The organism is Micromonospora sp. NBC_01796 (assembly GCF_035917455.1).
In the GTDB taxonomy this organism is placed as follows: Bacteria; Actinomycetota; Actinomycetes; order Mycobacteriales; family Micromonosporaceae; genus Micromonospora_G.
The window spans coordinates 4,969,043-4,995,472 of sequence record NZ_CP109078.1 but is presented as its reverse complement, the minus strand read 5'-3'; the positions used below and the strand labels follow the sequence as shown (position 1 = coordinate 4,995,472).

22 protein-coding genes are annotated in these 26,430 nt (G+C 69.9%); 8 read left to right on the top strand and 14 right to left on the bottom strand.

Annotated elements, in window-relative coordinates; all coding sequences use genetic code 11:
* Positions 1-7 precede the first annotated feature (7 nt).
* From OIE47_RS23130 to OIE47_RS23120, 3 genes are all read right to left on the bottom strand, one after another.
* A complete protein-coding gene (locus tag OIE47_RS23130; protein ID WP_326556625.1) occupies positions 8-913 on the bottom strand; it encodes a GlxA family transcriptional regulator in 906 nt (301 codons plus the stop codon).
* Between the two features lie 7 nt (positions 914-920).
* Positions 921-1,526 carry a cysteine hydrolase family protein gene (locus OIE47_RS23125; RefSeq protein WP_326556624.1) on the bottom strand — a complete coding sequence of 202 codons (606 nt, stop codon included), beginning with the start codon at positions 1,524-1,526 and terminating at the stop codon, positions 921-923.
* A gap of 68 nt (positions 1,527-1,594) precedes the next feature.
* The gene (locus tag OIE47_RS23120) at positions 1,595-1,996 is read right to left on the bottom strand and encodes an RDD family protein (RefSeq protein WP_326563204.1); all 402 of its coding nucleotides are present in this window, start codon (positions 1,994-1,996) and stop codon (positions 1,595-1,597) included.
* A gap of 298 nt (positions 1,997-2,294) precedes the next feature.
* Between OIE47_RS23120 and glnA the strand changes: the two genes are divergently transcribed.
* Positions 2,295-3,719 carry a type I glutamate--ammonia ligase gene (gene glnA / locus OIE47_RS23115; RefSeq protein ID WP_326556623.1) on the top strand — a complete coding sequence of 475 codons (1,425 nt, stop codon included), beginning with the start codon at positions 2,295-2,297 and terminating at the stop codon, positions 3,717-3,719.
* 233 nt (positions 3,720-3,952) lie between these two features.
* On the opposite strand, the gene OIE47_RS23110 is transcribed toward glnA, so the two are convergent.
* The 5 genes from OIE47_RS23110 to OIE47_RS23090 all read right to left on the bottom strand — a co-directional run bounded on the left by OIE47_RS23110 (position 3,953) and on the right by OIE47_RS23090 (position 17,759).
* Entirely contained in the window at positions 3,953-6,355 is a 2,403-nt protein-coding gene (locus OIE47_RS23110) for a hypothetical protein (protein ID WP_326556622.1), read from the bottom strand.
* A gap of 10 nt (positions 6,356-6,365) precedes the next feature.
* On the bottom strand, positions 6,366-15,524 hold the full coding sequence (locus OIE47_RS23105; RefSeq protein ID WP_326556621.1) for a polymorphic toxin-type HINT domain-containing protein: 9,159 nt from the start codon (positions 15,522-15,524) through the stop codon (positions 6,366-6,368).
* Positions 15,525-15,688: 164 nt separating this feature from the next.
* Positions 15,689-16,816 (bottom strand): hypothetical protein, encoded by a 1,128-nt coding sequence (locus OIE47_RS23100; protein ID WP_326556620.1) that lies wholly within the window; start codon positions 16,814-16,816, stop codon positions 15,689-15,691.
* Complete coding sequence (locus OIE47_RS23095) at positions 16,752-17,342, bottom strand: SigE family RNA polymerase sigma factor (protein ID WP_326556619.1); 591 nt, start codon at positions 17,340-17,342, stop codon at positions 16,752-16,754. Before OIE47_RS23095 ends, OIE47_RS23100 begins: the two co-directional genes overlap by 65 nt.
* A gap of 114 nt (positions 17,343-17,456) precedes the next feature.
* Positions 17,457-17,759 carry a helix-turn-helix domain-containing protein gene (locus OIE47_RS23090; RefSeq protein ID WP_326556618.1) on the bottom strand — a complete coding sequence of 101 codons (303 nt, stop codon included), beginning with the start codon at positions 17,757-17,759 and terminating at the stop codon, positions 17,457-17,459.
* 66 nt (positions 17,760-17,825) lie between these two features.
* On the opposite strand from OIE47_RS23090, the gene map reads away from it, so the two are divergent.
* Positions 17,826-18,602 carry a type I methionyl aminopeptidase gene (map, locus tag OIE47_RS23085; RefSeq protein WP_326556617.1) on the top strand — a complete coding sequence of 259 codons (777 nt, stop codon included), beginning with the start codon at positions 17,826-17,828 and terminating at the stop codon, positions 18,600-18,602.
* Between the two features lie 135 nt (positions 18,603-18,737).
* A complete protein-coding gene (locus OIE47_RS23080; protein WP_326556616.1) occupies positions 18,738-19,157 on the top strand; it encodes a hypothetical protein in 420 nt (139 codons plus the stop codon).
* Between the two features lie 77 nt (positions 19,158-19,234).
* Here OIE47_RS23080 and mptB read toward each other — a convergent pair whose 3' ends face one another.
* Positions 19,235-20,677, bottom strand: a complete 1,443-nt coding sequence (gene mptB / locus OIE47_RS23075) for a polyprenol phosphomannose-dependent alpha 1,6 mannosyltransferase MptB (protein ID WP_326556615.1) — start codon at positions 20,675-20,677, stop codon at positions 19,235-19,237.
* Positions 20,678-20,790: 113 nt separating this feature from the next.
* Between mptB and OIE47_RS23070 the strand changes: the two genes are divergently transcribed.
* Together OIE47_RS23070 and OIE47_RS23065 are read left to right on the top strand one after the other, a co-directional pair.
* Entirely contained in the window at positions 20,791-21,606 is an 816-nt protein-coding gene (locus OIE47_RS23070) for an enoyl-CoA hydratase/isomerase family protein (protein ID WP_326556614.1), read from the top strand.
* Positions 21,607-21,612: 6 nt separating this feature from the next.
* Positions 21,613-22,086 carry a hypothetical protein gene (locus tag OIE47_RS23065; RefSeq protein WP_326556613.1) on the top strand — a complete coding sequence of 158 codons (474 nt, stop codon included), beginning with the start codon at positions 21,613-21,615 and terminating at the stop codon, positions 22,084-22,086.
* Between the two features lie 35 nt (positions 22,087-22,121).
* Here the strand turns inward: OIE47_RS23065 and OIE47_RS23060 are convergent, their stop codons facing one another.
* From OIE47_RS23060 to OIE47_RS23040, 5 genes are all read right to left on the bottom strand, one after another.
* Positions 22,122-22,589 carry a hypothetical protein gene (locus OIE47_RS23060; RefSeq protein ID WP_326556612.1) on the bottom strand — a complete coding sequence of 156 codons (468 nt, stop codon included), beginning with the start codon at positions 22,587-22,589 and terminating at the stop codon, positions 22,122-22,124.
* A gap of 183 nt (positions 22,590-22,772) precedes the next feature.
* Positions 22,773-23,669 carry an IS3 family transposase gene (locus tag OIE47_RS23055; RefSeq protein ID WP_326556611.1) on the bottom strand — a complete coding sequence of 299 codons (897 nt, stop codon included), beginning with the start codon at positions 23,667-23,669 and terminating at the stop codon, positions 22,773-22,775.
* Positions 23,666-23,968, bottom strand: coding sequence for a transposase (locus OIE47_RS23050; protein WP_185755210.1), 303 nt, complete (start codon positions 23,966-23,968; stop codon positions 23,666-23,668). The genes OIE47_RS23055 and OIE47_RS23050 overlap by 4 nt, the downstream gene beginning before the upstream one ends.
* A 291-nt stretch (positions 23,969-24,259) precedes the next feature.
* Positions 24,260-24,556 carry a hypothetical protein gene (locus OIE47_RS23045; RefSeq protein ID WP_326556610.1) on the bottom strand — a complete coding sequence of 99 codons (297 nt, stop codon included), beginning with the start codon at positions 24,554-24,556 and terminating at the stop codon, positions 24,260-24,262.
* Complete coding sequence (locus tag OIE47_RS23040) at positions 24,556-24,834, bottom strand: hypothetical protein (protein ID WP_326556609.1); 279 nt, start codon at positions 24,832-24,834, stop codon at positions 24,556-24,558. Before OIE47_RS23040 ends, OIE47_RS23045 begins: the two co-directional genes overlap by 1 nt.
* Before the next feature lie 258 nt (positions 24,835-25,092).
* Here OIE47_RS23040 and OIE47_RS23035 point away from each other — a divergent pair, with 258 nt between their 5' ends.
* The 3 genes from OIE47_RS23035 (at position 25,093) to OIE47_RS23025 (ending at position 26,404) form a co-directional block, all read left to right on the top strand.
* Complete coding sequence (locus OIE47_RS23035; RefSeq protein WP_326556608.1) at positions 25,093-25,869, top strand: helix-turn-helix domain-containing protein; 777 nt, start codon at positions 25,093-25,095, stop codon at positions 25,867-25,869.
* The gene (locus OIE47_RS23030; protein WP_326556607.1) at positions 25,862-26,050 is read left to right on the top strand and encodes a DUF397 domain-containing protein; all 189 of its coding nucleotides are present in this window, start codon (positions 25,862-25,864) and stop codon (positions 26,048-26,050) included. The genes OIE47_RS23035 and OIE47_RS23030 overlap by 8 nt, the downstream gene beginning before the upstream one ends.
* A gap of 162 nt (positions 26,051-26,212) precedes the next feature.
* Positions 26,213-26,404, top strand: coding sequence for a DUF397 domain-containing protein (locus tag OIE47_RS23025; protein ID WP_326556606.1), 192 nt, complete (start codon positions 26,213-26,215; stop codon positions 26,402-26,404).
* The last annotated feature ends 26 nt before the right edge of the window (positions 26,405-26,430 follow it).

The following is a 26,430-nucleotide window of genomic DNA, read 5'->3' as shown; positions in this document are numbered from 1 at the left end:
GCAGGGCTCAGGCGCGGGCGCGCAGCCGGCGGAGCATCCGGGCGTCGGCGAACCCGACCGTACGGGCCGCCGACTCCACGGTCGCACCGTGCCCGATCAGGTGTTCGGCCCGCTCCAGCCGGAGTAGTTGCTGGTAGCGCAGCGGGGTCAGCCCGGTCGTCCGGACGAAGAGCCGGGTCAGGGTCCGTTCGCTGACCCCTGCTCCGGTGGCCAGTTCCGTCAGCGGCAGCGTCTCGCCGTACCGGGCGTCGATCTGGTCCTGGGCCCGGTGGACCGCGTCGCTGAGGTGGGCCCGGTGCCGCAGCATGGCGCTGGCCTGCTGCTCGTTGCCGTTGCGTCGGGCGTAGACCACCATCGAACGGGCGATCCGCCCGGCGGCGCCGGGGCCGTGCCTGGTGGCGACCAGGTGCAACGCCAGGTCGATCCCGCTGGCGATGCCGGCCGAGGTGACCACCCGGCCGTCGACCACGTAGAGCACGTCGCGGACCACGGTCGCCCTCGGGTAGCGCCGGGCGAGTTCGTCCTGCACCTCGTGGTGGGTGGTGCAGCGCCGCCCGTCGAGCAGTCCGGCCCGGCCGAGGGCGTCCGCGCCCGCGCAGACGCTGGCCACGGTGCCGCCGGCCGCGTGGTGGTCGGCCAGCCACCGCAGCGTGCCGGGCATCAACTGCCCGTTGCGGTCGATCGTCGGCGCCCGCCATCCGGGTACGACGATCAGGTCCTCCGGTCCGAGTCGCGGCGGCTCGACAACGGTCCGTACGGGCAGCCCCTGCGCGGTCGGTACGTCTTCCTGCTCGCCGAGATAGTGCAGCCGGTAGTCGTACCCGAGAGTCGCCGCGGTCGAGAAGACCTGGGCGGGCCCGGCCAGGTCCAGCAGGTGCACCTGGGGTACGAGCAGGAAGACGACCTGGGTCACGATCCGGTCAGCCGACCGGTACGACCGGAACCGCGCCGGTCACCTCGTCCACGGTACGGATGGTGGCGAACCGCCCGGCGAGCGCGTACTCGGTCCGGTCGAGGATGTCGGCGGTCCCGAGCGTGGTCGGGTCGGCCAGGATCTCCTCCACCGACCGCCCGGCCGGGGCGTTCCGGTGCTGGATCGGGAAAGTGGCGGTGGCGTCGATCACGAAGGTGACGTCGAAGCCGAGGTCGTTGGCCACCCTGGCGGTGGTCTCGCAGCACTGCTCGGTCTGGATGCCGCAGACGACCAGTTCCCGGATGCCCCTGGTGGTGAGGAGTTGTTGCAGGTTGGTAGTGGTGAAGGCGTTGCGGGAGGTCTTGGTCAGCACCGGGTCGCCGGGCTCGGTCCGGAGCGGTTCGATCAGGCGTACGTGACCGTTCGCCGGGTCGAAGACGTCCCCGGTGCCGGGCTCGCTGTGCAGGACCCAGACGACCAGGTCGCCGTCGTTGCGGGCGGTGTCGACCAGCCGGGAGACCCGGTCGACGATGTCGGGGTTGGAACTCGCCCGCCAGATCGGCCGCTGCCGGAACGACTCCTGGACGTCGATGACAAGAAGTGCTTTATCCATGGCTCGATCCTGACCCGGTGCGGCCAGCGTCAGAAGACACAATCACGCCCGGTTGCGGACGGATCCGGTCAACCTGCCGGGGTGGCGGTGGTCGACGGGGCCGTGACGATCACCGAGCCGACCGCCCGATCGTGCCAGCCGCGCCGACGCTCGTCCATGATCAGTACGGGGATGACCAGCGACACCAGGACGCCCCGGACCAGTCCCCGGATCACCCCGATCCGGCCGCCGTCGGCGTACGCGACGCAGCGCAGTCGGGTGACGAACATGCCCGGCGTCTGGGCGAACAGGCCGACGAAGAAGCCGTACACGCCGATCAGGACCGCGACCGGGGGCCAGCCGTCGCGTACCGGGTCGCCGATGAAGTTCGCCACCAGCAGGCAGAGCACCCAGTCGATGACCAGCGCACCGAACCGGCGGGCGAGGCTCGGCGGCACGAAGGCCGGATCCGTAGCCGGGCTGAGGGCCATGCTTCCATCCTGAATCGCCACGGAGAGTCAGGGTATCGGGGACCGTACGGCACCCCGGCACCGGCCGGCCCTCGACGGGTTCCGCCCGGTCCCGGGCCGCGACACGGAGTCCGAGCACTGCCGCCTGCGGCCTCGGCGGGGTATCGTCCGAGCGGGGGACCCGACCACGGCCAACCAGTGGGGATCACGCTCCGCAAATGACGTAACACGGCAGAAACATAAGAGACATGCTCGGGCAACCGCATGGTCATAGCGTCCCCACCAGCCTAGCCACCCCGTGGACGTGCCAGGAGGATGTGTGTTCGCCAATCCCGAGGAACTCCTGCGATACCTCAAGAACGAGGACGTAAAGTTCGTCGATGTACGTTTCTGTGACCTGCCGGGCGTGATGCAGCACTTCAACCTGCCGGTCGAGTCGTTCGACGACAGTGTCTTCACCGACGGTCTCGCCTTCGACGGATCGTCGATCCGTGGTTTCCAGGCGATCCACGAGTCGGACATGCTGCTGCTCCCCGACGTCGCCACCGCCTTCATCGACCCGTTCCGGGTGGAGAAGACCCTGGCGCTCAACTTCTTCATCCACGACCCGTTCACCCGCGAGGCGTACTCCCGGGACCCGCGCAACGTGGCGAAGAAGGCCGAGGCCTACCTGGCCGCGAGCGGCATCGCCGACACCGCCTACTTCGGCGCCGAGGCGGAGTTCTACATCTTCGACTCGATCCGCCACGAGACCTCGGCGAACCAGGCCTTCTACTACATCGACTCGATCGAGGGCGCCTGGAACACCGGCCGCGAGGAGGAGGGCGGCAACCGGGGTTACAAGACCGCGTACAAGGGCGGTTACTTCCCGGTGCCGCCGGTCGACCACTACGCCGACCTGCGCGACCAGATCGTCCGCCGGCTGATCGACACCGGCTTCACCGTGGAGCGCTCGCACCACGAGGTGGGCACCGCCGGCCAGGCCGAGATCAACTACAAGTTCTCGACCCTGCTGCACGCCGGTGACCAGCTCCAGCTCTTCAAGTACATCGTCAAGAACCAGGCCTGGGCCGCCGGCAAGACCGCGACCTTCATGCCGAAGCCGCTGTTCGGTGACAACGGTTCCGGCATGCACACCCACCAGAGCCTCTGGCTCGGTGGCGAGCCGCTGTTCTACGACGAGACCGGTTACGCCGGCCTGTCGGACACCGCCCGCTGGTACATCGGCGGTCTGCTGCACCACGCCCCGTCGCTGCTCGCGTTCACCAACCCGACGGTCAACTCGTACCGCCGGCTGGTGCCGGGCTACGAGGCCCCGGTCAACCTGGTCTACTCGCAGCGCAACCGCTCCGCCTGCACCCGTATCCCGGTGACCGGCAGCAACCCGAAGGCCAAGCGGGTCGAGTTCCGGGTCCCGGACCCGTCCGCCAACGTCTACCTGGCCTTCTCGGCCATGATGATGGCCGGCCTCGACGGCATCAAGAGCAAGATCGAGCCGCCGACGCCGATCGACAAGGACCTCTACGACCTCCCGCCGGAGGAGTGGGGCTCGGTCAAGCAGGTTCCGGGTTCGCTGTCCGAGGTGCTCGACTCCCTCGAAGCCGACCACGACTACCTGCTCGAGGGTGGCGTCTTCACCCCCGACCTCGTCTCCACCTGGGTCGACTACAAGCGCACCAACGAGATCGACCCGGTCCGCCTGCGCCCGACCCCGCACGAGTTCGCCATGTACTACGACTGCTGAACGAGCAACACCACGGCGAGCCGCCGACGCCCTCCGGGCGTCGGCGGCTCGCCGTATTTCCCCTCACCCCAAGCGCCTCTTGTAGAGAAAGAGGGCTTATTCCGCGCCCCGAAGCAGCACTTTCTCTACAAGAGGCGCTTCACCGCCGATGGGATGGTGCGGGCGGCCTCCGACCTGCCCGGGCGGGGCGGGTCGGAGGCCGTCGGACCGGTACCGGTGGAGTCGGTGACCGGTCAGCTCTGCGGGGGCGGGGCGGGCAACGTCACGGCGCGGAAGGTCCGCTCCGGTGCGGTGGCTGCCCTCGGGTCAGCGTCGGCGGCCTGCTGCTTGGCGCCGGACGCGTTGGCGCCGGACGCACGGGCTGCGGGCAGGTCGCTGGCGACGTACACCCGGCTGGCGTTGTTGATGTTGCGGAACACGATGATCCAGGTCTGGCCGTTGACGTTGGTCAGCGGAGCGACGGTCGGATCGGAGGCGGCCGGATCGGGGAAGTCGAACACCGGCGCCCACTCACCGAACACGCCGGTCCCCTGGGCGGTCTCGAAACTGCGGTAGATCGTGTCGTCGGTGCCCCGGACCACCACCGCCGTACGGCCGAGCACCGGGTCGAGGATCGCGGCCGGCGCACCCGCCGCCGCCAGGGTGCCGACCTGGGTCCAGGTCGCCGGCCAGGTGCCACCGGTGGCGTCCTGGAGCTTGGTGGCGATGGTCCCGTCGGCGGCGCGTACGAAGACCCGGAGCCGGTAACCGGGGTAGAGGACCACCGAGGGGGTCCCGGTGGCACCGGAGCCGCCGAGGCTGGTCCAGGCCGAGACGGCGCCGTCGGTGGCGTACCTGATCGTCTTGACCGCACCGGTGGTGTCGACGCCGAAGACCTGTACGCCGCCGTTGACCGCCGCCAGTACGGGCGTACCGACCAGGTTCTGGTCACCGAGGTTGCGCCAGTACGGCACCGCCCCGGTCTGCGCGTACGCCCAGAGCTTCCCGTCCACGTCGACGGCGAACAGCACCGTCGTGCCGGTGGTGAGGCGGGTCATCGCCGGTGGGGCCGCCATCGACCCGCCCAGGTCGGAGAAGGTCTTCCAGGTGGCCGAGTTGACCGCGGTCTGGCTGTTCACCCAGATGTTGCTGCCGGCGTGCTGCGCGGCGAGTTGCACCCGGCCGTCGGTGAGCTGGGTCAGGGCGGGGCGGCCGGTGAGCGCCTCGTTGCCGGAGAGCACCGTCCACTGCACCGAGCCGAAGTTGTCCGGGTCGGTCTGGTGGCCGGAGACGACCCGACCGATGTTGTCCACGTAGGCGTACTCGATCATGCTGGCGGTCGCGCCGGCCTGGGGCGTGCCCTGGAGCACGGTCGTCGGGGCGTACTGGGCCACCGGGACGGCCGGGATCGGGTCGGCGAACCAGCCCTGCAGGTCGACGATCAGGTTGGCCGGCTTGTTGCTGGAGTTCCGGATCCGGATCTTGCCGTCGGTGCCGGGTTTCACGAACGACAGGGCGGACCGGGTGATGCCGGCGGCCCGGTTGGCGAACGAGTTCGGTGCCTCGACGTCGCCGACGCCCCACATCTTGAGGAAGCCGCCCTCGCCGGTGCTGTTCGACTCGACGTCCACCGCCACCGCGGCGACCCCGCGCAGCGGCAGCCCGTTGGTGCCCGCCACCTGCACGTCGACGGTGGCGTTCGCGCCGACCTGGGCAAAGTTGCGGCTGTCGTACAACCGGGTGTTGACCGGCCGGAACCCGGCGCCGGCGGTCGGGCTCGCCCCGAAGTACGCCTTCAGGTCGATGAACACGTCGACCGCACTGGAACCCTTGTTGATCAGGGTGACCCGCCCGTCCGCGGCGAGTTTGAAGGTGGCACCGCTGTTGGTGGCCGCCCCGTCCTCGTAGTTCAGCAGGCCGACCCCGGTGGTGGTGCCGGCCGGTGCGGCGGCGAGCCAACCGGCGGCGGTGGCGCCGCCGACGGTGATGGTGCCGTAGACCGCCTGGGCGCCGGCCGGTACGACCGCGCCGGTGACGGTGAAGGTACGGCTCGCCCCGGCCGCCATCGCCCCGGTCGTGGTCCCGGTGCCGTTGCGGGTGTCGAAGATCCGGGTCTGCGGGATCGGCACCAGCCCACCCCCGGTGGTGCCGGGCGTGCTGGTGAAGTAGCCCTGGACCTCGACCAGGATGCCGGTGTTGCCGGCGCTGTTGTAGACGGCGACCCTGCCGTTGGCCCCCACCTTCGTGATGGCGGTGTTGGAGATGTTCTGCCCGGCGGTCACGTTGATGTTCGAGGTGCCGGGTCGGGTGGTCCCGTCGGGGTAGAGGGTCAGGTAGGTGGTGGCCGTCGCCGCCTGGGGCGCGATCCGTACCAGCACCGCGCTGACCCCGGAGGCGGGGATCGAGTTGACCCCCAGCACCGGGAACGTGGTGGTGCTCGCCGGTCCCCGTACGCCGGTCACCCCGCCGATCCCGGTACGGGTGTCGAGCACCGCGCGGGGCGTGGGGAAGGCCACGAAGTCCCCGCCCACTCCGGCGGCGTCGGCCAGCGCCGGGGCCGGTCGTGGTGCCAGCACCACGACCACCGCCGCCAGCAACACCGCCAGTACGGCCAGCAGTCGCATCGGTCGTACCCGGACAAACTCTGTTCTGGACAAGTCAACCTCCCTAGTCATTGCCGTGCCTGACCACGCCGCGCAGGATCTGGAAGGCCCTGAACAGCGCGAACTTCCCTCTGCTGCCGCTACTCGGCGCGTCCGAGGTGTAGCGGATGATTTCTGGCTGGTTGTGCCGCAGGTCGCCACGGTTGCCGCCCCGGCTGAACGGCTTCTGCGCGTTCGGGACGCCGACGATCTCGTGCGTGTCCTCGGCCCTGACCCGGCCCAACTGGTTGTCGATGTCGTCCAGGTTGCTCACCCGGTCCAACGCGGCCCGCTTCGGGCACTCGTCGTTGTGCACCAGCAGGTCCCGGCCACCGGCGACCACGTAGTACGTGTGCAGCCCGTCGACGGTCAGGTTGAACACCCGTTCCGGCTCGGTCCACCGACGAGTTGCCGAGACCGTCGCGGAGGCACCGTCGGCGGTCCCGATCCGCTGGCCCGCGACCAGTTCGCCGGCCTTGACCCACCGCCGCTCACCTGCCACCCAGAACGGGTGCCCCTCGGTGGCGGTGACCGACGCGCGGGTGCCGGCGTCGTCCACGGTGACCTCGACCAGGTTCTTGTCACCGGCGCCGATGATCAGGTCGGTGACCGTACGGGCGCCGCTGACCCCGGTGGTCGGATCGGACGCGAGGACCCGCTCGCCTGTCTTGACCTCGCTGATCGGCCTGGTGCTGCCGTCGGCCATCCGTACCCGGGTGTCGGCGGTGAAACTGTTCACCGGGCAGGAGGCGAGCTGCTTCACCGCACCGTCGGACCTGCTGGCGCCCTTCGCGCCCTTGGCCGCCTTCACCAGGTCGACCGCCTCGTCGGCGTGCTTGGCCGCGAGCGAGCCGGCCCGCGCCGCCCGGACCGCGCCGCCGCCGACCCCACCCGCGAGGGTGCCGGCGACCGTCGCGACCGTCCAGGCGCACGCCTCCAGGTCGCCCTTGGTGACGCAGGCGACGAGGTCGGTGACGCCGACCATGTCGGCCGCTATCTTCAACCCCGCCTTGAGGTACGGGGCAGCCGCCTGGGCCAGGTCGACCACCGCATCCACCGCCCGGGAGACGTCCTCGATCACGTTCCCGGCGACCTTCACCGCCGCCTGGTAGATCACGTCCACCGACTTGGCCACGTCGGCGACCACGTCACGGGTCACCGCGACCACTGCGGCGGGCAGGTGCGCGGCGGCCGACACGAGGGTCTTCAGCCCGGAGGCGAGCGGCCTGAGTGCCGCCCTGATCGCCGGCAGCGGGTTGTGCTTCGCCGCGTACGCGACCGCCGCCCTGGCCACCCTGGTGATCTGCCGGGCCCGTTCCGCCGCCGCCCGGCGTACCTCCTCGGCCCGTTGTTTCGCCCAGCGGGCCGCCGCCGCCCCGGCCGAGGCGACCTTGCTGGCGACCCAGCGGACCCCGGCGGAGACCTTCCTGGCGACGTACTTCACCGCGTCCTTGGCCTTCTTGTAGACCCACTTCGCGGCCGAGGAGATCGCCGACGCCGCCGTTTTGATCGCCGACCAGGCGTAGCTGGCCGCCGTCCGGATCCCCGACCAGGCGTAACTGGCCGCGGTGGAGATCGCCCGACCGACCGCCTTCGCCCCGGACTTGATCGCCCCGCCGACCTTCTTCGCCGCCTTCTTGCACCAGCCACAGGAGGGCCAGTGCCCGTCCGGGTCGGTGAAGCCGAGCGGGTCGCCGGCCGCGTAGACGTACCGGTTGGCGAGGATCGAGTCGCCCTCGACGTAGTCGACGCTGTCGCGGGAGGTGAAGGCGCCGGTGCCGGGGTCGTACCAGCGGGCGCCCATGTTGACCTGGCTGGTCACCGGGTCGGTCCAGTCGCCCTGGAAGCCCAGGTTGCCGGTGTCGCCGGTACGGGCGGTCACCTTTCCGAACGGGTCGTACGCGGTCGAGTCGCTCGCCCCGGTCAGGGCCGTGTTCGCCGGGTCGAACCCGATCGTCACGTCACCGTGCTGGTCGCTGAGGGCGATCTGCTTCTCGCTCCCGACGGCGACGGCGAGCAGCTCGTCGGCGGCGCCCCGGGCGTACCGTTCGGTGCCGTCGGAGACCACCGAGTCGTCGAGCCCGGCGTAGCTGAACCCGGCACCGTTGCGCGACGCCACCCGGTCCAGCCCGTCGTACGCGTAGTTCTGCCCGGCCGCCGAGATCAGCCGGTCGAAGGCGTCGAAGTCGAACGTCTCGGTCAGCCCGGAACTGGTCTTCGACGCCAGGGTGCCGCGCGGGGTGTACGCGTAGCTGTAGTCCCCGTCGTTCAGCAGCCGGTTGCGGGCGTCGAAGGTGCTGGTCTTCGCCCCCGCCCGGATCCGGTTGCCGGAGGCGTCCCAGTCGTACCCGACGGTTCCGCCGGCGCTGGTCCACTCGCGCAGTCGGCCCGCCTGGTCGTACCGGTAGGTGTTGTCACCGGCGCCGGCCGTACCGGTGGTGGTCTTGCCGATCGGTTGGTCGTTGGTGTCGTAGCGGTAGCTGGTCGAGCCGACCGACTGGGCGGCGGCGTTGCGCAGCGTGTCGGAGGCGACCCGGCCCAGGTCGTCGAAGGTGTAGGTACGCACCCGGCCGGAGCCGTAGTCGATCGTCTTCAGCGCACCGGCCGCGTCGTACCCGAGGGTCTGGGTGGTGCCGGTGATCCCGTCCTTCACCGTGTCGAGGCGGGCGTTGCGGTAACCGAAGACCGCCGAACCCGCCGCGTCGGTACGGCTGGCCAGGTTGCCGTCACGGTCGTAGCCGAAGCTGGCGTTGCCCGACGGTCCGGCCGAGGTGAGCAGGTCACCCCGGTCGTTGTAACCGAAGGTGTCGGTCCCGCCGGGGGCGTTGACCGAGGTGAGCCGGCCGAGCGGGTCGTACCCGAGTTGCCGGGTCGCGGTGCCGGAGTTCGTGCCGTCACCGGTCTCCCGCTCCAGCCGCCCGCCCGCGTCGTACGTCTGGAGCCGGACCACCCCGCCGGGCGAGGTCATCCGGATCGGGTTTCCGCCGCCGTCGTACGCGACGGTCCAGGTCCGGTCGGTTGCCGCGGGATGCGCCGGGGTGGACGGTTCGATCACCGACTCGGGCAGGCCGAGCGAGTTGACGGTGAAGATGGTGCTGTTGCCGCGCCCGTCGGTGTACCGGCTGCGGTTCCCGGCCGCGTCGTAGCCGAAGGTGGTGGTGATCGAGGTGGTCGGGTCGACGGGTTCGATCTGCTTCACGAGCTGGTTCGCGGCGTCGTACTCGTAGGTGGTGGTGACGTCGAGCGGGTCGACGGAGGCGATCAGGTTGCCGGCCGGGTCGTAGCGGTACCGCTCGGTCCGGAGCACGGTTCCGTCCGACTTGAGGTCGGATTCGCTGCTCACCTGGCCGAGGGCGTCGAAGATCCGCTGCGACGTACGGCCGAGGCTGTCGCTGGTGCGTACCTGCCGGCCGGCGTGGTCGTAGCCGTACTGGACGGCGACCCCGGAGGCGTCGGTGCTGCGGGTCAGCCCGCCGACCGCGTCGTAGCCGAACAGGCTCTTCGCCCCGGTCGGGCTGGTCACCTCGGTCAGGTTGCCGGAGTCGTCGTAGGCGTACCGGGTGGTCATCCGGTCCAGCGTCGGACGGCGTTCGACCTGGGTGGCGGTGAGCTGGCGGTCCAGGTCGTCGTAGGTGGACTCGGTCCGGCCGCCGGTCGGGTCGGTCACCGACAACACCTCACCGGTACGGGTGTACTCGTACCGCCACACCGCGCGTTCGGTGTTGGTCCGGACCGGCTCGTCCCGTACGGTCATCCGGCCGAGCTGGTCGTAGCCGTACCGGGTGATGCCGCCGCGCGGGTCGGTCTCCTCCACCACGTTGCCCAGCGGGTCGTAGCGGGACGTCACGGTGGGGGTGATCTCGGCGATGGTGCCGGGGCCGAAGTACCGGGGCGCGCTGAGACTGGTCTGCCGGCCGACCCGGTCGTACGTCGCCCGGCTGACCCGGCCGAGTTCGTCGGAGGTCGCGACCCGCTCGTCGAAGGTGTTGTAGCCGAACTGCCGGGTCGGGGTGACCGTGGTCGCCGCCTGCCCGCCGCTCTCCGCCGCCACCGCCGGAGCGCGGGCGGCGACCTGCCGGCCGAGTTCGTCGTAGCTGTACCGGCTGGTGTACGCGGCCGGGTCGGCACCGGTGACGTTCCCGCGCGGGTCGGTCTCGCTGAGCAGGAGTCCGCGCTGGTCGTAGGCGTACGTGGTGACCTGGGTGGTGGTTCCGTTGGTGGCGGTCTCCCGGATGGTGTTGCCGGTGTCGTCGTAGGTGTAGTCGACGACCTCGGCGGTGGCCGGCATGATCCAGGGCACGTTCGACGCTTTGCCGGAGGTGCTGGCCCGGAGCACGTTGCCGTTCTGGTCGTAGCTGTAGGTGGTGGTCCGGTCCAGCCCGCCGGGGTCGGAGACGGTGGTCAGCACCTTGCCGACCCGGTCGACGGTCTGCGCGGTCACCACCCGCCCGTTTCCGGCGACCTGCCCGAGCAGGTTGCCGGCGCCGTCGTACGTGTTCTCCTCGACCACGTAGTCACGGGTGCTGCCGTCCGGGTTGCGGAAGTTCTTCAGCACCACCCGGTGCAGCGAGTCGTCGCCGTAGTACTGGTACTCCACCCGGCGGCCCATGGCGTCGGTGTCGCTGGCGGTCCGCCCGGCGAGGTCGTAGGAGTACGAGTGCAGGACCAGGTAGTCGCCGGTCGGTGGCGCGCCGGCCGGGTCGCCGGTCCAGGCCCGCAGGCGCACCTCGGCGATGTCGTTGCGGGCGGTGTACGCGTAGTCGTACCGGTTCCCGGCCGGGTCCACCATGGACGTACGGTTGCCGAACCGGTCGTAGGTGTACGCGGTCTCGTTGCCCTCGGCGTCGGTCACCCGCTCGGGCCGGTTGAACTCGTCGTACTCCCAGACGGTGGAGCGGGCGGTGTCGGTGCCGAGGACGTCCTGCACGTCGACCCGGGCCACGTTGCCGTCGCTGTCGTAGGTCTGGGTGGACCGCTGCTGGTGCCGTACCCCGCCGATCGGGTCGGTGGTCGCCGGTTCGGTGGTGCTGACCGGGCGGGACAGGGCGTCGTAGGTGTAGGTGGTGGTGACCCCGGCGGGGAAGCTGTCCGAGATCTCGGTGTCGGTGATCTTCCGCCCGAGCACGTCGTACGTGCTGTTGGTGACGAGCCCGGACGGTTCGGTGGTCCGGGCCAGGTCACCGTTGGCGAAGTACCCGTACCGGGTGATCTTGCCGCGGGCGTCGGTCGAGGTCAGTACGAGCCCGGCCGGCATGGTGCCGCCACCGGCCGCCGGTTCCGCCCCGGTGGTGTACGTGTGGCTGACCGAACTTCCGTCCGGGTTCGTCTGCGCCGCGAGCTGCCCCGACGGGTGGTACGTGAACGTGGTCCGGTACGTGTTGTCGGTGGCGCTCGCCGACCGCCCGTCCCGGCTCTCGATCGGCAGGTCGTTGCGCGGGTCGAACGGGTTCGTCACCGTCGCCGGGTACCTGTCGTAGCTGGTGTTGCACTGGGTGCTGGTCCGGCAGGTCCTGCGCGAGGTGACGTTGCCCCGGTCGTCGAACGTCATCGTCACCGCGTCGCCGTTCTCGTTGGTGACGACGTTCTGGAACCCGTTGTCGTCGTACGAGAAGGTCCGGATCGCCATCCCGTCCAGCGGGTGCGACACGAACACCGGACCGCCGGAACCGCCGGGGATGATGGTGCAGAACGCCGGGTCGGCCGGGTCCGGGCGGGAGCAGACCTCCTGCGGCGGTGACGGGGTCGGGGTCGGCGGAACGGGCCGGTCCTCCGGGCGGGTCTCCAACCCGAGCGGGGTCCCGCTGCGCAGGAGCCGGCCGGCGAGGGCGTCGTACTCGTACAGGTGCGGGCGGTTGGCCGGGTCGAGGACCTGGACACTGCGGCGCAGGTCGTCGTCGCCGCCGTACACCGCCGGGGCGCCGATCTTCCAGAGTCCGCCGTGGTTGTCGGTGTACTCGGCGATCCGGTCCAGGTTGACGTCGTAGGCGACGGTGGCGGCGGTCTTGCCGCTGGGCAGGGTGACCGTGGTGAGCTGGTCGGCCTGGTTGAGGCCGTACCGGTAGTGGGCGGTCACCGCGGCCGGGCCGAGCGGGCGGGAGTAGAGCGCCACCTCGTCGATCGCACCGTTGAAGTGCCGCTGCGCGGTGGTTCCCCAGCCGGGCCAGGACGTCGGGGTGGTGGCGTACGCGGCACCGATCTGGTTGAACGTCAGCGTCGAGTGGTCGAGCACCCTGCCGGTCAGTTCACCGGCCTTCACCCCGTCGAGGTAGAGGGTCTGCACGTCGGACATGGTGGAGAGCACCACGTGGTGCCACCGCCCGTCGTTGACCGTACCGGCCGAGGCGAGCGGGTTGATCCCGGCGGTCCGGAACTGCCCGCGCAGCCGGCCGTCGGTGCCGACGTAGAGCAGCGGTACGCCGACCGTGGACGCGCTGCCCAGGGCCTTGTCCTGGTAGCCGAGCAGCGGGCCGCCGGTGCCGGTGGTGGTCGACCTGAACCACAGTTCGACCGCGCCGTCCCGGCTCTTCTTCAGCGTGCCCTTGGGCAGTTCGACCGAGGACGAGGTGCCGTTGAAGGTGGCGGCGGTTCCCGCGCCGCCGGCGAGCGCACCGGCGGTGCCGAGGGTGACCGTGCGGTACGTGCCGGCGTCCTTGCCGAGGTTCAGCGCGACCTCACTGCCGGCCCCGGTCCCCTCGTCCTCCCCCAGCCGCCAGTACGACTCCGGCCGGGAGTCGAGGACCGCGCTGCGGTAGTGCGAACCGGCCGTGTACGCGTAGTTGGTGCAGAGGTTGCCGGGGGCGCAGACCCGGGTGAGCACGTCACCGGTGTAGGTGTAGTTCCAGGTGAGCGCGGTCCCGTTGACCGGGTCCGTACGCACGCTCGCCACGTGCCCACCGGACCAGGTGAAATAGAGCGCCCGCCCGGCGGTGTTGGTGGTGCTCGTCGCCACCTGCGCCTTGGCGAGCCGGCCGTCGGTGGTGTTGTAGGTGAGCGTCACCGACCGGAGGCTGGTGTCGGTGATCTTGTTGAGCCGCCCGGTGGTGGCGAACTGGTAGGTGCTGCCGGCCTTGTCGGCGAGCCTCCACCCGCTGGTGTCGGCGGTCAGGGTCGCGGTCCGGCCGGACGGTGCGGCGTACGTGCCGTCGGGGTTGCGGCCGAACCGGACCGCCTGCCCGTCCGGGTACGTGATCACCACGTTTCCGCTGCCGTCGTCGTCGGGGACCAGGCGCATGTCGTACCGGGTGGTCCAGCCGGCCCCGAAGGCGGAGTCCCGGCGCGGGTCGAGGCTGTTGTAGGTCCGGACGAGGTTCAGCTCGGGGCCGACGGTGGTGATCGTGGCGTCCACCGCGGCGGTGGTGAAGTTGCCGACCTGGGCGTCGAACTCCCGGTCCTGGGTGCCGTACGGGGCACCGGCGATCCGGGAGACGATCTCCGGCTGCGGTACGTCCGCCAGGACCGTCGAGTACGGGGAGACGACCTCGGTGGTGGCGTCCTTGACGTACACCCGCCACTGGTAGCTCTCGCTCCACCGCAGTTTGCCCGCCGGCACGGTCCAGGCGGTGCTGGTCAGGTAGCCGGAGTTGAAACACTCGACCGGGTTGCCGGTGGCGTCGCGCCGGCAGACCTCGTACTTGAAACGCAGGGCGAGTCCGGGCGGGGCGTCGATGTCCAGCGCCTGGGCCCAGAGCTGCGGGGTCAGGGTCGGCGCCTGGTAACCGTTGGGCGGGTACAGCGCCTGCACCACCGGCGGGATGTCGATCACCTTGAGCACGATCCGGCCCGGCGGCACCTGGTGGTCGGTGAAGACCACCCCACCGGTACGCACCATCGTGAAGTCGAGGAAGTAGGTGCCCGGCGGCATCGCCTTGATGGTGGCGTCCAGCGTCACCTTCCCGCCCCTGGCCACCGTGGCGGTCAGGTCGGCGGCCCGCTGCTGCCCGACCGCCGCCCCCGTCGCCGAGTTGTACGCCCGGTAGGCCAGGTAGTACGAGCCGGGTGCCCAGGCGTCGGCGCTGAGGTTGGTGACCGTGACCTTGACCTTGCCGGCCTGGTTCTGGAGCACCGGCGGCTCCGGAACGGGCTTCGGGATGGCGTACTTGGCGTTGTACGGGCTGTGCGTGACGTACAGCCTCGGCGGGTTGGCGGTGCCGGACCCGGCGAACCGTTTCCACGCCGACGAGTCCGACGTGGAGGCACGCAGGGAGAGCCCGTTGTTGGCCTGGGTGCCCTTCACCCAGCGCTGCACCAGGTCCCGACCGGCGACCCCGAGATCGATCAGCTCGGCGGCGGCCGGGCACGCCGACGACGACTGCCCGGTGGTGATGTAACCGTGGGCGAAGGAACGGCTGGCCAGGGCCCCGCCCACCGCCGGACCCGGGTACGAGTAACCGGAGCCGGCCGTCCAGGAGCCGGTGACCGGGTGCACGCTGACCGAGCGCGGCCGGCAGGACCCGGAGTCGTAGTTGACCACCTGGAGCTGCACGCCGTAGATGGTGTGGTTCTGCAACCGGCCGCTGAGCCCGTTGAACTTGAGGTACGAGGCCGCGTTCCCGCCGGACATCGCACCGACCCGCAGTTCGGAACTGCCGGAGGCGGAGCTGCCACCCTGGACGTACATGCTGCTGTCGGCGCCGCCGGGGTCCACCGGCAGGTCGACGCGCTGCGCCGCGAGGGCGGTGTCGACGATCGGGGCCCAGCTTCCGTCGGCCAGCCGCTTGTTGATCGGGGCGCCGGAGAACTCGCTGGTGGTGGTGCCGTCGGCGTTGGCGTACGTCCGCTCGAACTCCCCGCGCTCGGCGGGCAGCTCGCGGCTGGTGGCCCGGTCGAAGCCGCGCGCGGTCGACGCGGGCGGCTCGACCACGGAGGCGGTGTTGGTGCCCGCCGCCGGCTTCTGGTCGAGCTCGCGCACCGGGTAGCGGGACCGCTGCGACGGGGGCAGGTTCCGGTTGACCCGCTCCCCGGTCAGGTGGCTCTCCCCGCCGGCCGACCGCCACCGCTGCTGCGGGGCGGGCTCGGGGCGGTGGTTGTCGCCACGTCCGGTGCCCGGCTGCGGCGCCGGCAGAGCCGCGACCGCGTCCCCGGTGCCGGCAAGCAGCGCCGAGGCGAGCACGAACGCGACGAACGGCGTGACTGTCCTCAGTAGACGGTTGACGTGCCTGTTTCTGTTGCGGCGCAAGGTGAACATCGACGGCCCCCGGGCGAAGGAGTGGTGCGACGGCGGGTAGACCGTCGCACGGGCATCGATGGATCACGCTCGGCCCGGAAAGAACTTGAGGATTTCTTGCAGATTCGCGACAGCGACGACGGCCACCCACGATTGGTGGGTGGCCGTCGATGCGGGAGGTGCCGTCAGGAGATCGCGGCGCCCACCTCGGTCCAGGTGGTGTCGTCCTGCACGTTCCCGAGCGTGATGCCGTTGAGGATGTTCGCCATCTCGGTGTTCGACAGCCGGCCACCGCTCGCGACCTGCAGGTTCACCGTGCCGTTCGCGGCCCACCGGTTGCAGAAGCCGTTCAGGCAGGTGACTCCGGAGGAGGGCTGCTGGTTGGAGTTCGCGGCGGGTACGACGAAGACGAGGAAACTTCCGGGCGGGTCGGCGCCCTCGACACCGCCGTACGGTTCGGTGAGGCCGGTCGTCGGCAGGGCGGGGTCGCTGAACAGCAGTCCCGCGTAGTCACCGTCCCGGGCGCCGGCGATCCCGTTCAGGCCGGTCATCGCGTGCATCCCGACCTCGTCGAGCTGGTATCCGGACGGCACGTACGCCATCTTGATCGGGATTTTCGCCTCGGTCGGCGTGCTGCCGCGCAACCCTGCGGCCAGCTCCCGCAGGTCCTCCGCGGCCGGGTAGTCGGCCTCGGAGGAGCGGGCGTCGATCACCGCCCAGGCGTTCGTGTTGTACTCCCAGGCGAGGGTCCGGGTCCCCGCCTCCGAGCCGTCGACCTCCAGTCCCCGCCGGTCGCCGATGGTCACCTGCCGGGCACCGGCCAGCTTCGTCGGGTCGTAGGCGCCGGGCCGGTAGACGGTGAGGTAGGCGTACAGGCTCGGCGACCGTGACGGCTCCTGTTTCGGGTCGCTCGCCTTGTCGTTGGTGGTCAGGCCGTCCGCGTACACCGGGGCGAGCTGGTACGCGGTCGACACGATGATCGGCTGCGCCACCCGCAGCTTCCCGACCTGGTACGCGCCGAACGTGAACGTGAACGGCTCCGCCGCCACCGGAACGGTCTGCGTCGTCCCGGACAACGCGCCCGCGTTGGGGCCGGACGGGCTGGCCGTTTCCACCGACGCCGTTCCGGTGAGCGACGGGATCGTCACGGCGGCCACGACGCCGAGCACCGCCACCGCCGTCGCCCCGGATGCCGCCCAGCCGAGCCGGCGACGACGCTGGCCCCGCTGTCCCGACTCCACGATCTCGTCAACGGTGTAACGCAGCGGCGGTGGCTCGGAGGTCGCCAGCTCCACCAGGTTCTGCATTCGCATCGGTCCACGCTCCAAGTTCCGACGGTTCATCAAGGACCACGCCTCCGGCGGCCAGCGCCGTACGGAGATTGGCCAGACCTCTGCTCGTCTGGCTCCTGACTGTTGCGGCTCGTACGCCGAGCACATCCGCGGCTTCCTCGGCCGACATGCCGAGGTAGTACCGCAGGACCAGCACCGCCCGCTGCCGAGTCGGCACAGCCCGTAGTGCCGCTCGTACCAGCAGGCGTTCGTCGGTGGCGCCACTGAGGTCGGGCTGGGCGATGTCGGGCATCCGGTCGCTGGCCGACCGCTCCCGGCGCCACCACGGCCGGCGGGTCTCGTCGATCGCCGCCCGGAACACCATGGTCTGGGCGTACAGGTCCGGCCGTTCCAGGCGCGCCCACCGGGGATACAGCTTCGCCAGGGCGTTGGCCACCGCGTCCTCTGCCGCGTGCCAGTCCCCGCACGTCACGTACGCCAGCCTCCGAAGCGCCAGCATGCGCGACGCCACGAACTCCCGGAATGCGTCCTCGTCATCTTGTTTCAAGCGGCCGCTCCCTCCGACACGGGTAGAACGGTCGCCGGCCCCTCGAACGATGCACGCCCGACGAGGATTTTTACGACGCTCCCGTATCGCGCGACGGGGCTGCGGCTTCGGGACCTACGAGGCCAACCGCTGAGCTGCGGCGCTGTTCGATCTTGCCAGTTCGACCCCGCCGGCCGACCGGTTGATTTCCGACCACACCGCGTCGAGGGAGAGGCCGAGGACGTCGGCGATCGCGGCGATGGTCGGGAAAGCGGGCGTGGCCACCCGACCGGACTCGATCTTCCGAAGGGTCTCCGGCGAGACGCCCGCGTCCAGCGCGGTGAGGAGCATCGAACGCTGCCCCCTGGCTCGACGCAGGAGAGCGCCGAGGCGCTGTCCGCGCTCGACCTCTTCGGGTGTGAGCGGCAACCTGACCATGGCACCGATTCTAGTACCGGGATAATATGGCCGGGATACTTATTGGCCGTACGAGTAAGGCGCCCCATGATCGAGATCCTGAGCCCCACCGACCTGCCCCGAGCGAAGGCGACAGGCGCCCTGGTCGCCGGCATCTTGCAGACCCTGAAGAGCCGCAGCACGGTCGGCACCAACCTGCTGGACATCGACCGGTGGGCCCAGGCCATGATCATCGAGGCCGGGGCACAGTCCTGCTACGTCGACTACGAGCCGTCCTTCGGGCGCGGGCCGTTCGGCCACTACATCTGCACCTCGGTCAACGACGCCGTGCTCCACGGCCTGCCGTACGACTACCCGCTCGCCAACGGCGACCTGCTGTCGCTCGACCTCGCCGTCTCCCTGGGCGGAGTTGTCGCCGACTCCGCGATCAGCTTCATCGTGGGCGACGTGCAGCCCCCGGAGAGCGTCGCGATGATCGACGCGACCGAGCGCGCGTTGAGCGCGGGGATAGCCGCAGCCGGCCCCGGAGCCCGCATCGGTGACATCTCCCACGCCATCGGTTCGGTCCTCAACGAGGCGGGATACCAGGTCAACACCGAGTTCGGCGGCCACGGCGTCGGATCGACGATGCACCAGGACCCGCACGTCGCGAACACGGGGCGGCCCGGTCGCGGGTACAAACTCCGCCCCGGGCTGCTGCTGGCCCTGGAGCCGTGGATCATGGCGGACACCGCCAGGCTCGTCACCGACGCCGACGGCTGGACCCTCCGGAGCGCGACCGGCTGCCGCACGGCGCACAGCGAGCACACGATCGCCATCACCGACGACGGAGCCGAGATCCTCACCCTGCCGAAGCAGGTCTGATCCGGCCAACGGCCGACCCCAACGCCCGCAGCGTTCGAAGTTGTTCGGGCTCGTTCGAACACCTCCCACCGTCGATCAACGGCGACGATCATGTTGATCACGACCATCCCGGTCGTCGTCGATGGAGGTGTACGGATGATTCGGAAGAAGTCACGCTGGTTCGGTGGCGCGCTGATGGCGGTGGTGCTCACGGTCACCGGCCTGGTGGCGTCCCCGGCCGCCGCCCTGGCGGCAACGCCCCTGTATGCCGAGTCGTACGACGATTACTACAACGGCTACGGGTATGCGACGTGGAGCAACACCGGGCAGTACTCGTCGTTCCAGGTCTGCGACTTCGGCGCCGGTGACGCCCGCCGCGCCGTCGGCTACATCTGGTGGCAGGGCGGGGGGACCATCGAACGGCATGCCGATGGCGGCAGCGGCACCTGCTCCACACCGGTCAACGTCTACGTCCCAGCGGGCAGGTGGGTCTCGATGGAGGTGTGCGAGCGCAAGGGGGTAAACGGGCTCGACGAGAAGTGTGGCCCCGTGTCCCAGGGCGTCGCGGGTTCATAAGCCCGCCCAGCTCGGCCGGAGGTGTCCACTTCCGGCCGAGCTGGCCTGCCTTGCCCGGCAAACCGTCTGGTGTTCCACTAGCGCCCGCTCGGGGCCGCCTCCGCCAGCTCCGGGCGGTCCGGTGCCACCCGGCGCCGCCGCGCCGCACGCACCCCGAGCACCGCCACGACCAGCACGAACGCGGTCATCGCCAGGGCGCCGGGCAGTTTGCTGAACCGGGCCAGGTTGGTCCCGTCGGGCAGGGTCAGGAACGAGATCAACAAACCGGGTACGACCAGCCACCGGCCCGCGATCGCGGTCGCCGCCGCAACCGCCAGGGGCCAGGTCGCGTACCAGGGGTGGAAGACCGGGGCGAGGGCGACCGTGGCGGCCAGCGCCAGACCCGCGCCGAGGACCGGGTCCGCGTGCCGGGCCCGCCACCAGAGCACCACCAGGAGTACGGCGAGCAGCCCCAACCCCACCAGCCGGGTCACCGGCACGGCGTCGAGGTCGGCCCCGAACAGCCGGCCGGCGTAGTCGACGGTCAACCCGAAGGCGGTCGGCGGTGAGGTCCACTGCACCGAGTCGCCGCTGCGTAGGAGCCCGTCGACCCAGCCCCAGCCCAGCCCCGACACCCCTGTCACGGCGAGTACGGCAAACGCCGCCCCCGCCGCCACCGGCACCCCGTCCCGCAACAGCGCCCGCACCCGGTACGCCCCGGCCAGCGCGGCGAGCATCGCGAACGGGATCACCACCCCGGCGGTGACCTTCACTCCGACCGCCAGCCCGAGCAGCACTCCCCCGGCGAACAGCGGCAGCGGGCGTCCCCGCCCGACCACGGTCACCAGCAGCCCGGCGGTCAGGAGTCCCACCATCAGCGCGTCGTTGTGCGCCCCGGAGACCAGGTGCACGGCCACGATCGGGCAACCGAGCAGCAGCCAGAGCGCCCGCTGCGGCGCCACCCCGCAGCGGCGGGCGAACGCGGGCAGGCAGGCGGCGGTGAGGGCGACTCCGAGCACGGCGTACAGGCGCAGCACCGCCAGGGTGCCGACGAGGGTCCCGCCGATCGCCACCGCCAGCCCGGCGAGCAGGACGAACACCGGCCCGTACGGCGCCGGGCTGTCCTGCCACGTCGGCGACACCGAGTCCAGCCACGGGCACCCGAACTCCCGTACACCCCCGGCGTACGGGTTTCCCCCGTCGTGCAGCACCGCCCCCTGGCAGGCGTACGAGTAGACGTCGCGGCTGCCCAGCGGCGGCGCGGCGAGCAGCGGCAGGAGCCAGAGCCCGGTGGTGACGTACACCCACCGGGTCGACGGCACGCCGTCGCGGGCGGCCCACCAGGCACCGGCGAGCAGGGCGGTCCCGACCAACCAGCAGCCGAGGATCAGCGGCCCGTGTTCGCCCTGCCAGATGCCGGCCGGGGTGACCCCGGCGCGCCACTGCGGCAGCACTCCGCCGAACCGGGCCCCGACCGCCAGCAGAATCGCCCCGGCCAGGCCGGCGTAGCGGACGAGACGGAACCGGGGCACGGCGACCATCGTGCCATGGCCACCCGGAGGCCCTGGTCAGGGGCTGTAGCGCGGAGATCCCGTAAGGCTTACCGAGCACAGTTCCGCGTCCATCCACCTGGCGTTCTGCACATACTCGTCGCATGGCACAGATCAACATCACCAAGGAGTCGCCGTCGTTCTGGCGTGCCTCGCTCGACAATCCGCCGGTCAATGTCATCGGCGGACAGATGATCGTCGAAATGCGCGCACTTCTCGATGCGGCCGAGAACGATCCCGAGCTGACCGTCATCGTGTTCGAGAGCGCGAATCCCGACTACTTCATCGCGCACTGGGATCTCGCCGATGACCTTTCGGTCCTGGCCGACCAGCCGCCGCCGGTCACCGGTCAGCAGCCCTTCGTCGACATCATGGTGCGGCTGAGCAAGCTTCCCGTCGTGACGATCAGCAAGATCCGCGGTCGGGCACGCGGGGCCGGCAGCGAGTTCCTCCTGGCGACCGACATCCGTTTCGCGAGCCGGGAGCGCACCCTGATCGGCCAGTTCGAATTGAGCGCGGGCGCCCCGCCGGGCGGCGGTGCCCCGGCCCGCCTGCCGCGTCTGGTCGGTCGCGGTCGCGCCCTGGAAATCCTGGTCGGCGCCGAGGACTTCGACGGCGACCTCGCCGAGCGGTACGGATACGTCAACCGCGCCATCCCGGACGCGGAACTGGACGACTTCGTCACCGCGTTCGCCACCCGTGTCGCGAAGTTCGACCGTGGCGCCCTGGTCGAGATGAAGGGCTGGGTGAACGCCATCACCCTCCCCGACGACAACGAATTCCCACCCCAGTCCGCCACCTTCACGGCTCAGCTCGGCAAGCCTCGATACCAGAGCTGGGCGGCGGGCGCCTTCGCGGCCGGCTTGCAGCAGCCGGGAGACCTCGAGGAGCGCCTCGGCACCCGCTCGGTCGAGTTCTGACGGGAAATGAGCGGCGGGAAATTCGGTTGGAGCCCGTACCCGGGGGCCTATTCCGCCCCCGAAAATCTTCCCCGCGTCGAACCCGGCCGTGTCACGGGCCTGGGCGCCCTCTGTGATCTGAGAACGGCACCCACCGATGATGTGAGTAGCCAGAGCTTCCTGGTCAGTGAGTTCGCGACGTTGGAAGACGGCCGGCGTGTGCTCCTGCACGCGGATCGCGGCTACAGCATCGCCGCGAGATCGACCGGCGCCCCGGGAAATGGTGCGATCCCGCTCCACGAGACTCGGGACGGCGTCATCGAGAACGTGTTGCTCACCGTGCTTCCGGACGACGACGAGTGCGGCGAGGCGCATCCCTGGTCATGGTTGGCCGAATTGGCTCGGGCTCGCGGTCTGGAGGTCACCGCGGAAGACCTGAAAAATCTGCCGTACGAGGTGGTCCTCACCGACGAGGTGACCCGGTGGCTTGCGTCAACCTGAATGGCAACTCGACCGTTTCACGGTCAGCATGACGGCTACAAGAACGCGAAGATGCGTTCGTCCGGGTCCACGACTGCGGCCAGAACCACTCCGGGCACGAGGGCCGGGTCGACAGCGCGGATCGTCTCGGCCTCGAAGGTGGCGAACCCGGAACCACTGATCCGGACGCGGAGTTCCAGCCCGGTTTCCTCCCCACCCAGGTGGTCGGCCACCGCGAGAACTTCCGCCGTCGCCGCGACACCGGTAGCGGCTAGCCGCCGCATGTCGCGTCGCGAGCGGGTGACCAGGCGCAAGCCCCAAACTCCGAAGCCGCCCCCGACGAGCGTCGCCAGTACGCCCCCGGCGAGCAGACCCCAGAAGTCCCCGGTAGACAGACTCGGGCCCTGCGATACGGCCACGTACAGCAGGACCGGTCCGGGCAGCCAGATCGCCAGGAACATCACTCGGCAGAGCAGCGCGCCGATCGGACCGATGCGCGTCTCCGCCTCCCGGGGTGTCGTCATCCCCACACCCTAGTGCGGCGTCCGAGAGTTCCTGTCTGGAGCGAACGCGGACGGCCCGGATCACGTCCTCGAACACTCATTCAGATTGCTCGCAGTCGACGGCGGACCGGCGGGTCGTGCACCCAGCCGATGAAGCGTGGGCTTGACCCGTTTCGACGGACAGGGTCGTTGTGTTGATCTTAGTTAGGCGGCTCGGTCGATCGGTAGCGGTTGTGAGCTGGTGGTCTCGAAGGCCGCAGGGCTGAGGTAGCCGAGGGTTGAGTGTCGGCGGCGGGTGTTGTACCAGCCCTCGATGTATTCGAATATGGCCTGGCGGGCGGCTTGGTGGGTGGGCCAGGCCTGGCGGTGCAGGAGTTCGGTTTTGATGGTGGCGAAGAACGACTCGGCGACTGCGTTGTCCCAGCACTGTCCGCGCCGGCCGACGGACAGGCGGATGTCGTGACGGTGTGCCAGGCGGGTGTGCTGGGCGCTGACGTATTGCGTGCCACGGTCGGAATGAAACACCAGCCCGGGCTCGGGTCGGCGGCGTGCGACAGCGTCGGCGAGGGCGGCGTCGACCAGGTCGGTCTTGAGGTTGTCGGCCACGGCCCAGCCGACGACCCGGCGTGATGCGAGATCGATGACAGTGGCCAGGTAGAGCCAGCCCTGCCACGTGTTGATGTAGGTGATGTCGCCGCACCAGCGGGTATCGATTACGCCAGGATCAACACGGAAATCGCGGCCGACCAGGTCAGGTCGGAGCCCGGCGGCCGGATCCGGGATTGTGGTCGTGCGCCAGCGGCGTGGGCTCTTGCCGGCGAGTCCGGCGATGCGCATCAGCCGGGCGACGCGTTTGCGGCCGTGCCGTAGCCCCTGTTCGGTGAGGTCAGCGTGGATCCGCGGCGCCCCGTAGGTGCCCTTGGACCGTTCGTGCAGCACGGTGATCTTGTCGGTGAGCCGGGCATCGACCCGCTCGCGCTGCGACTGGGTGCCGGTTTTCTGCTGGTAGTAGGCGGATCGGGAGACCTCGAGCAGTTCGCAGGCACGTTTAACGTTGTGCTTGCCGGCCTGCTCCGCGGCGATGAACGGGAAGACGTTCACCGGGTCTCCTTCGCGAAGAAAGCCGTTGCCCGTTTGAGCACATCGACGTCTTCGCGCAGCCTGCGGTTCTCTTTGCGCAGCTGTGCGAGTTCGGCCCGTTCGTCGGTGGTCAGCCCATCGGCGCGGACGCCGGTGTCGAGTTCGGCCTGCTTGACCCACTCACGCACTGCCGTCTCGGTCAGGTCGAAGTCCTGGCTGACCTGCCGGAGCGTGCGGTCACCACGCTGACACAACTCGACGATCTCGGCCTTGAACTCCGGCGTGAACGAACGCCGAGGCCGCGGCCGCTTCTTTCCCATGCTCTCCATGATGCTGGACATCCTCCCGGAGACCCCAGGTCCCCTGATCTCGGATGTCCGTCAAAACGGGGCAGGCCCAGCGGGCCTCGGCCAACTCCGGAGTCATGCCGTCCACCTCGCGCAACGCCTTGTCGCGGAACCGTGTCATCACGTCGATCAGTTGAGGCCGATTGCGGCGGTAAAGCGTCCACATCCGGCGCCGGAACACAGGACAGGGCCACTCCTCGGCGTCGTCCTTGCAACGCCAGTCGTCGCCCGGTCGGTGCGGGGCGCCCATCGCGTCGTCCAACGTCACGAGGTCGCTCCCCCATGCCTTCGCGACGGCACCCAGCCCATGAAGCGCTCGTAGATCGCGCGGGGGTCCGGCGGGTCGGCCAGGTCCGGGGCGATCGCGGACAGGTCGGTCAGGGCCTCGACGAACAGGGGCGCCAGGTACAGGTTCAGGGCAAGTAGCCGCCCGTTGAAACCCGCGAGCAGGTTCAGCCGCGCGTCCGCGCACGGCCAGGGGTAGGCGTCCACGCGGCAGATCCAGAGCTGCGGCAGCGCGACGTGGTTGGCGACCCTGTCCGCCACCGGCTCGCCGTCCATCACCAGACCGGTCCGGTCGGCGCCGGCTGCTCGACGTCCGCGAGAACGCGGCGACGAATCGCGTACGCGGCCTCGGGCAACTCGGGCTTTCCCATCGGCTTTTCGATGCCGCGTACGGTCACCCACTCGGTGTCGTACGCCCCGGCGTCCATCGGAACGTGCGTCACCCGCAGATGGAGATCGCCCATGCTGTCCCGATAGGCGGGCTCCCTGTCCCGCCGGTAATCGCCCTCCTCGGCGTTGATGACATCACCGACTCTCACCATGGCCGGCGCCAATCGCGAAGCCTCATCTGATCACCCCTCAAGTTGGAATTAGAGGCGGGGACCGCCCGCCACCCAACAGCGTTTCTTGGGCGGTCCCCGCCGGACGGAGCAGCCCCGGGGGAAGCGTCGGGGGTGCTTCCCCTCGATGCGGCAGGGCCAATGCAAATCTCCGTCTTCATCTACTCTGGACTATTGGCATCCGTCATCGGAATGGAATCGGTTGTCAGTACCGGCGTCTACAGTGCAGTAATCCGTAGTCGGGAGTATTACGTGAATAAGCTCCGGGAAATCCTCAAGACAGAGCGAGCCAAGCTCGGCATCACCCAGGACCAGGCCGGGACCGCGATCAACGTCAGCGGGTCGCTGATCGCAGCCATCGAGAGCGGCCGACTGGTCCCCCAACCTGACACCGCCATCCAGTTGGACACCCTGTTCGGCAGCGGCGACAAGGTCCAGCGGGCCGCCGCCGACGCCCGCGACGACGCGCGCCCGACATGGCTACGGCCATGGACCGACCACGAGCAGCGATCGGTGCTGTTACGCACGTTCCAGCCGATGCTGGTCCCCGGTCTGCTCCAGACAGAGTCGTACGCCCGCGCCCTGCTGCACAGCGGTCGGCTGTCGCAGGAGGAGGTCGACCGAACGACGCAGGTTCGCCTCGAACGCCAAGCCGTCACCGTCGACCAGGAAAATGCTCCGATGCTGTCGGCCGTGCTAGGCGAGTTTGCGCTCACCTGCGGCCCACCCGACGTCCTCGGTCCCCAACTCAAGCACCTGCTGGACATGAGCGAGCGGCCGAGGGTGCAGATCCTGGTTGTGCCTCGGAGCGCCGGCCTTCATGCTGGCCTTCAGGGGGCGTTCGTCCTCGCGACGCTCCCCGGGAAGGATCGGGCAGGCTACGTCGATGACCAGTTACGCGGGCGACTGGTGGTGGAGGGAGAAGACCTGAATCGGCTGGAAGTAGCGTGGGAGATCGTCGCCGGGCTGGCCCTGCCGGTGAACCTGTCAAGAGACCTCATAGCGAAGGCGATCAACGATCATGACTGACCTCGCCCCTCAGTGGCGCAAGAGCACCCGCAGCGGGACCAATCAGGGAGACTGCGTGGAGGTGGCCGACAACCTCACCAACCGCGTTCTCGTCCGTGACAGCAAGGACCAGTCCGGCCCGGTGCTGACCTTCGGCCCGGACGCATGGCGGGCGTTCGTCGGCCTCGCCAAGCAGCAGTAGCAACCCTCGCGCGCGCCTCCGTACCAACAGTGCGGGGGCGTTGCTGTGTCCGGGGCCGAACCGAAGCCATCGTTGACCTCGTCCGAGAGAGCCGAGGGGCCGTCCACAAGTACGCTCTCCCCAGACGTCCAATCCCGAGCTGATTCTGGAGGTAGCGGAGTCATGGAGCCGATCGCCGTGCCGCACTGGCGGAAGTCCTCCCGCAGCAGCGGGAATCAGGGAAACTGCGTGGAGGTGGCCGACAACCTCACCAACCGCGTTCTCGTCCGGGACAGCAAGGACCAGTCCGGCCCGGTGCTGACCTTCGGCCCGGACACATGGCGGGCGTTCGTCGGCCTCGCCAAGCAGCACTGACAACAGTTTCGACACGCCCCCGCCTC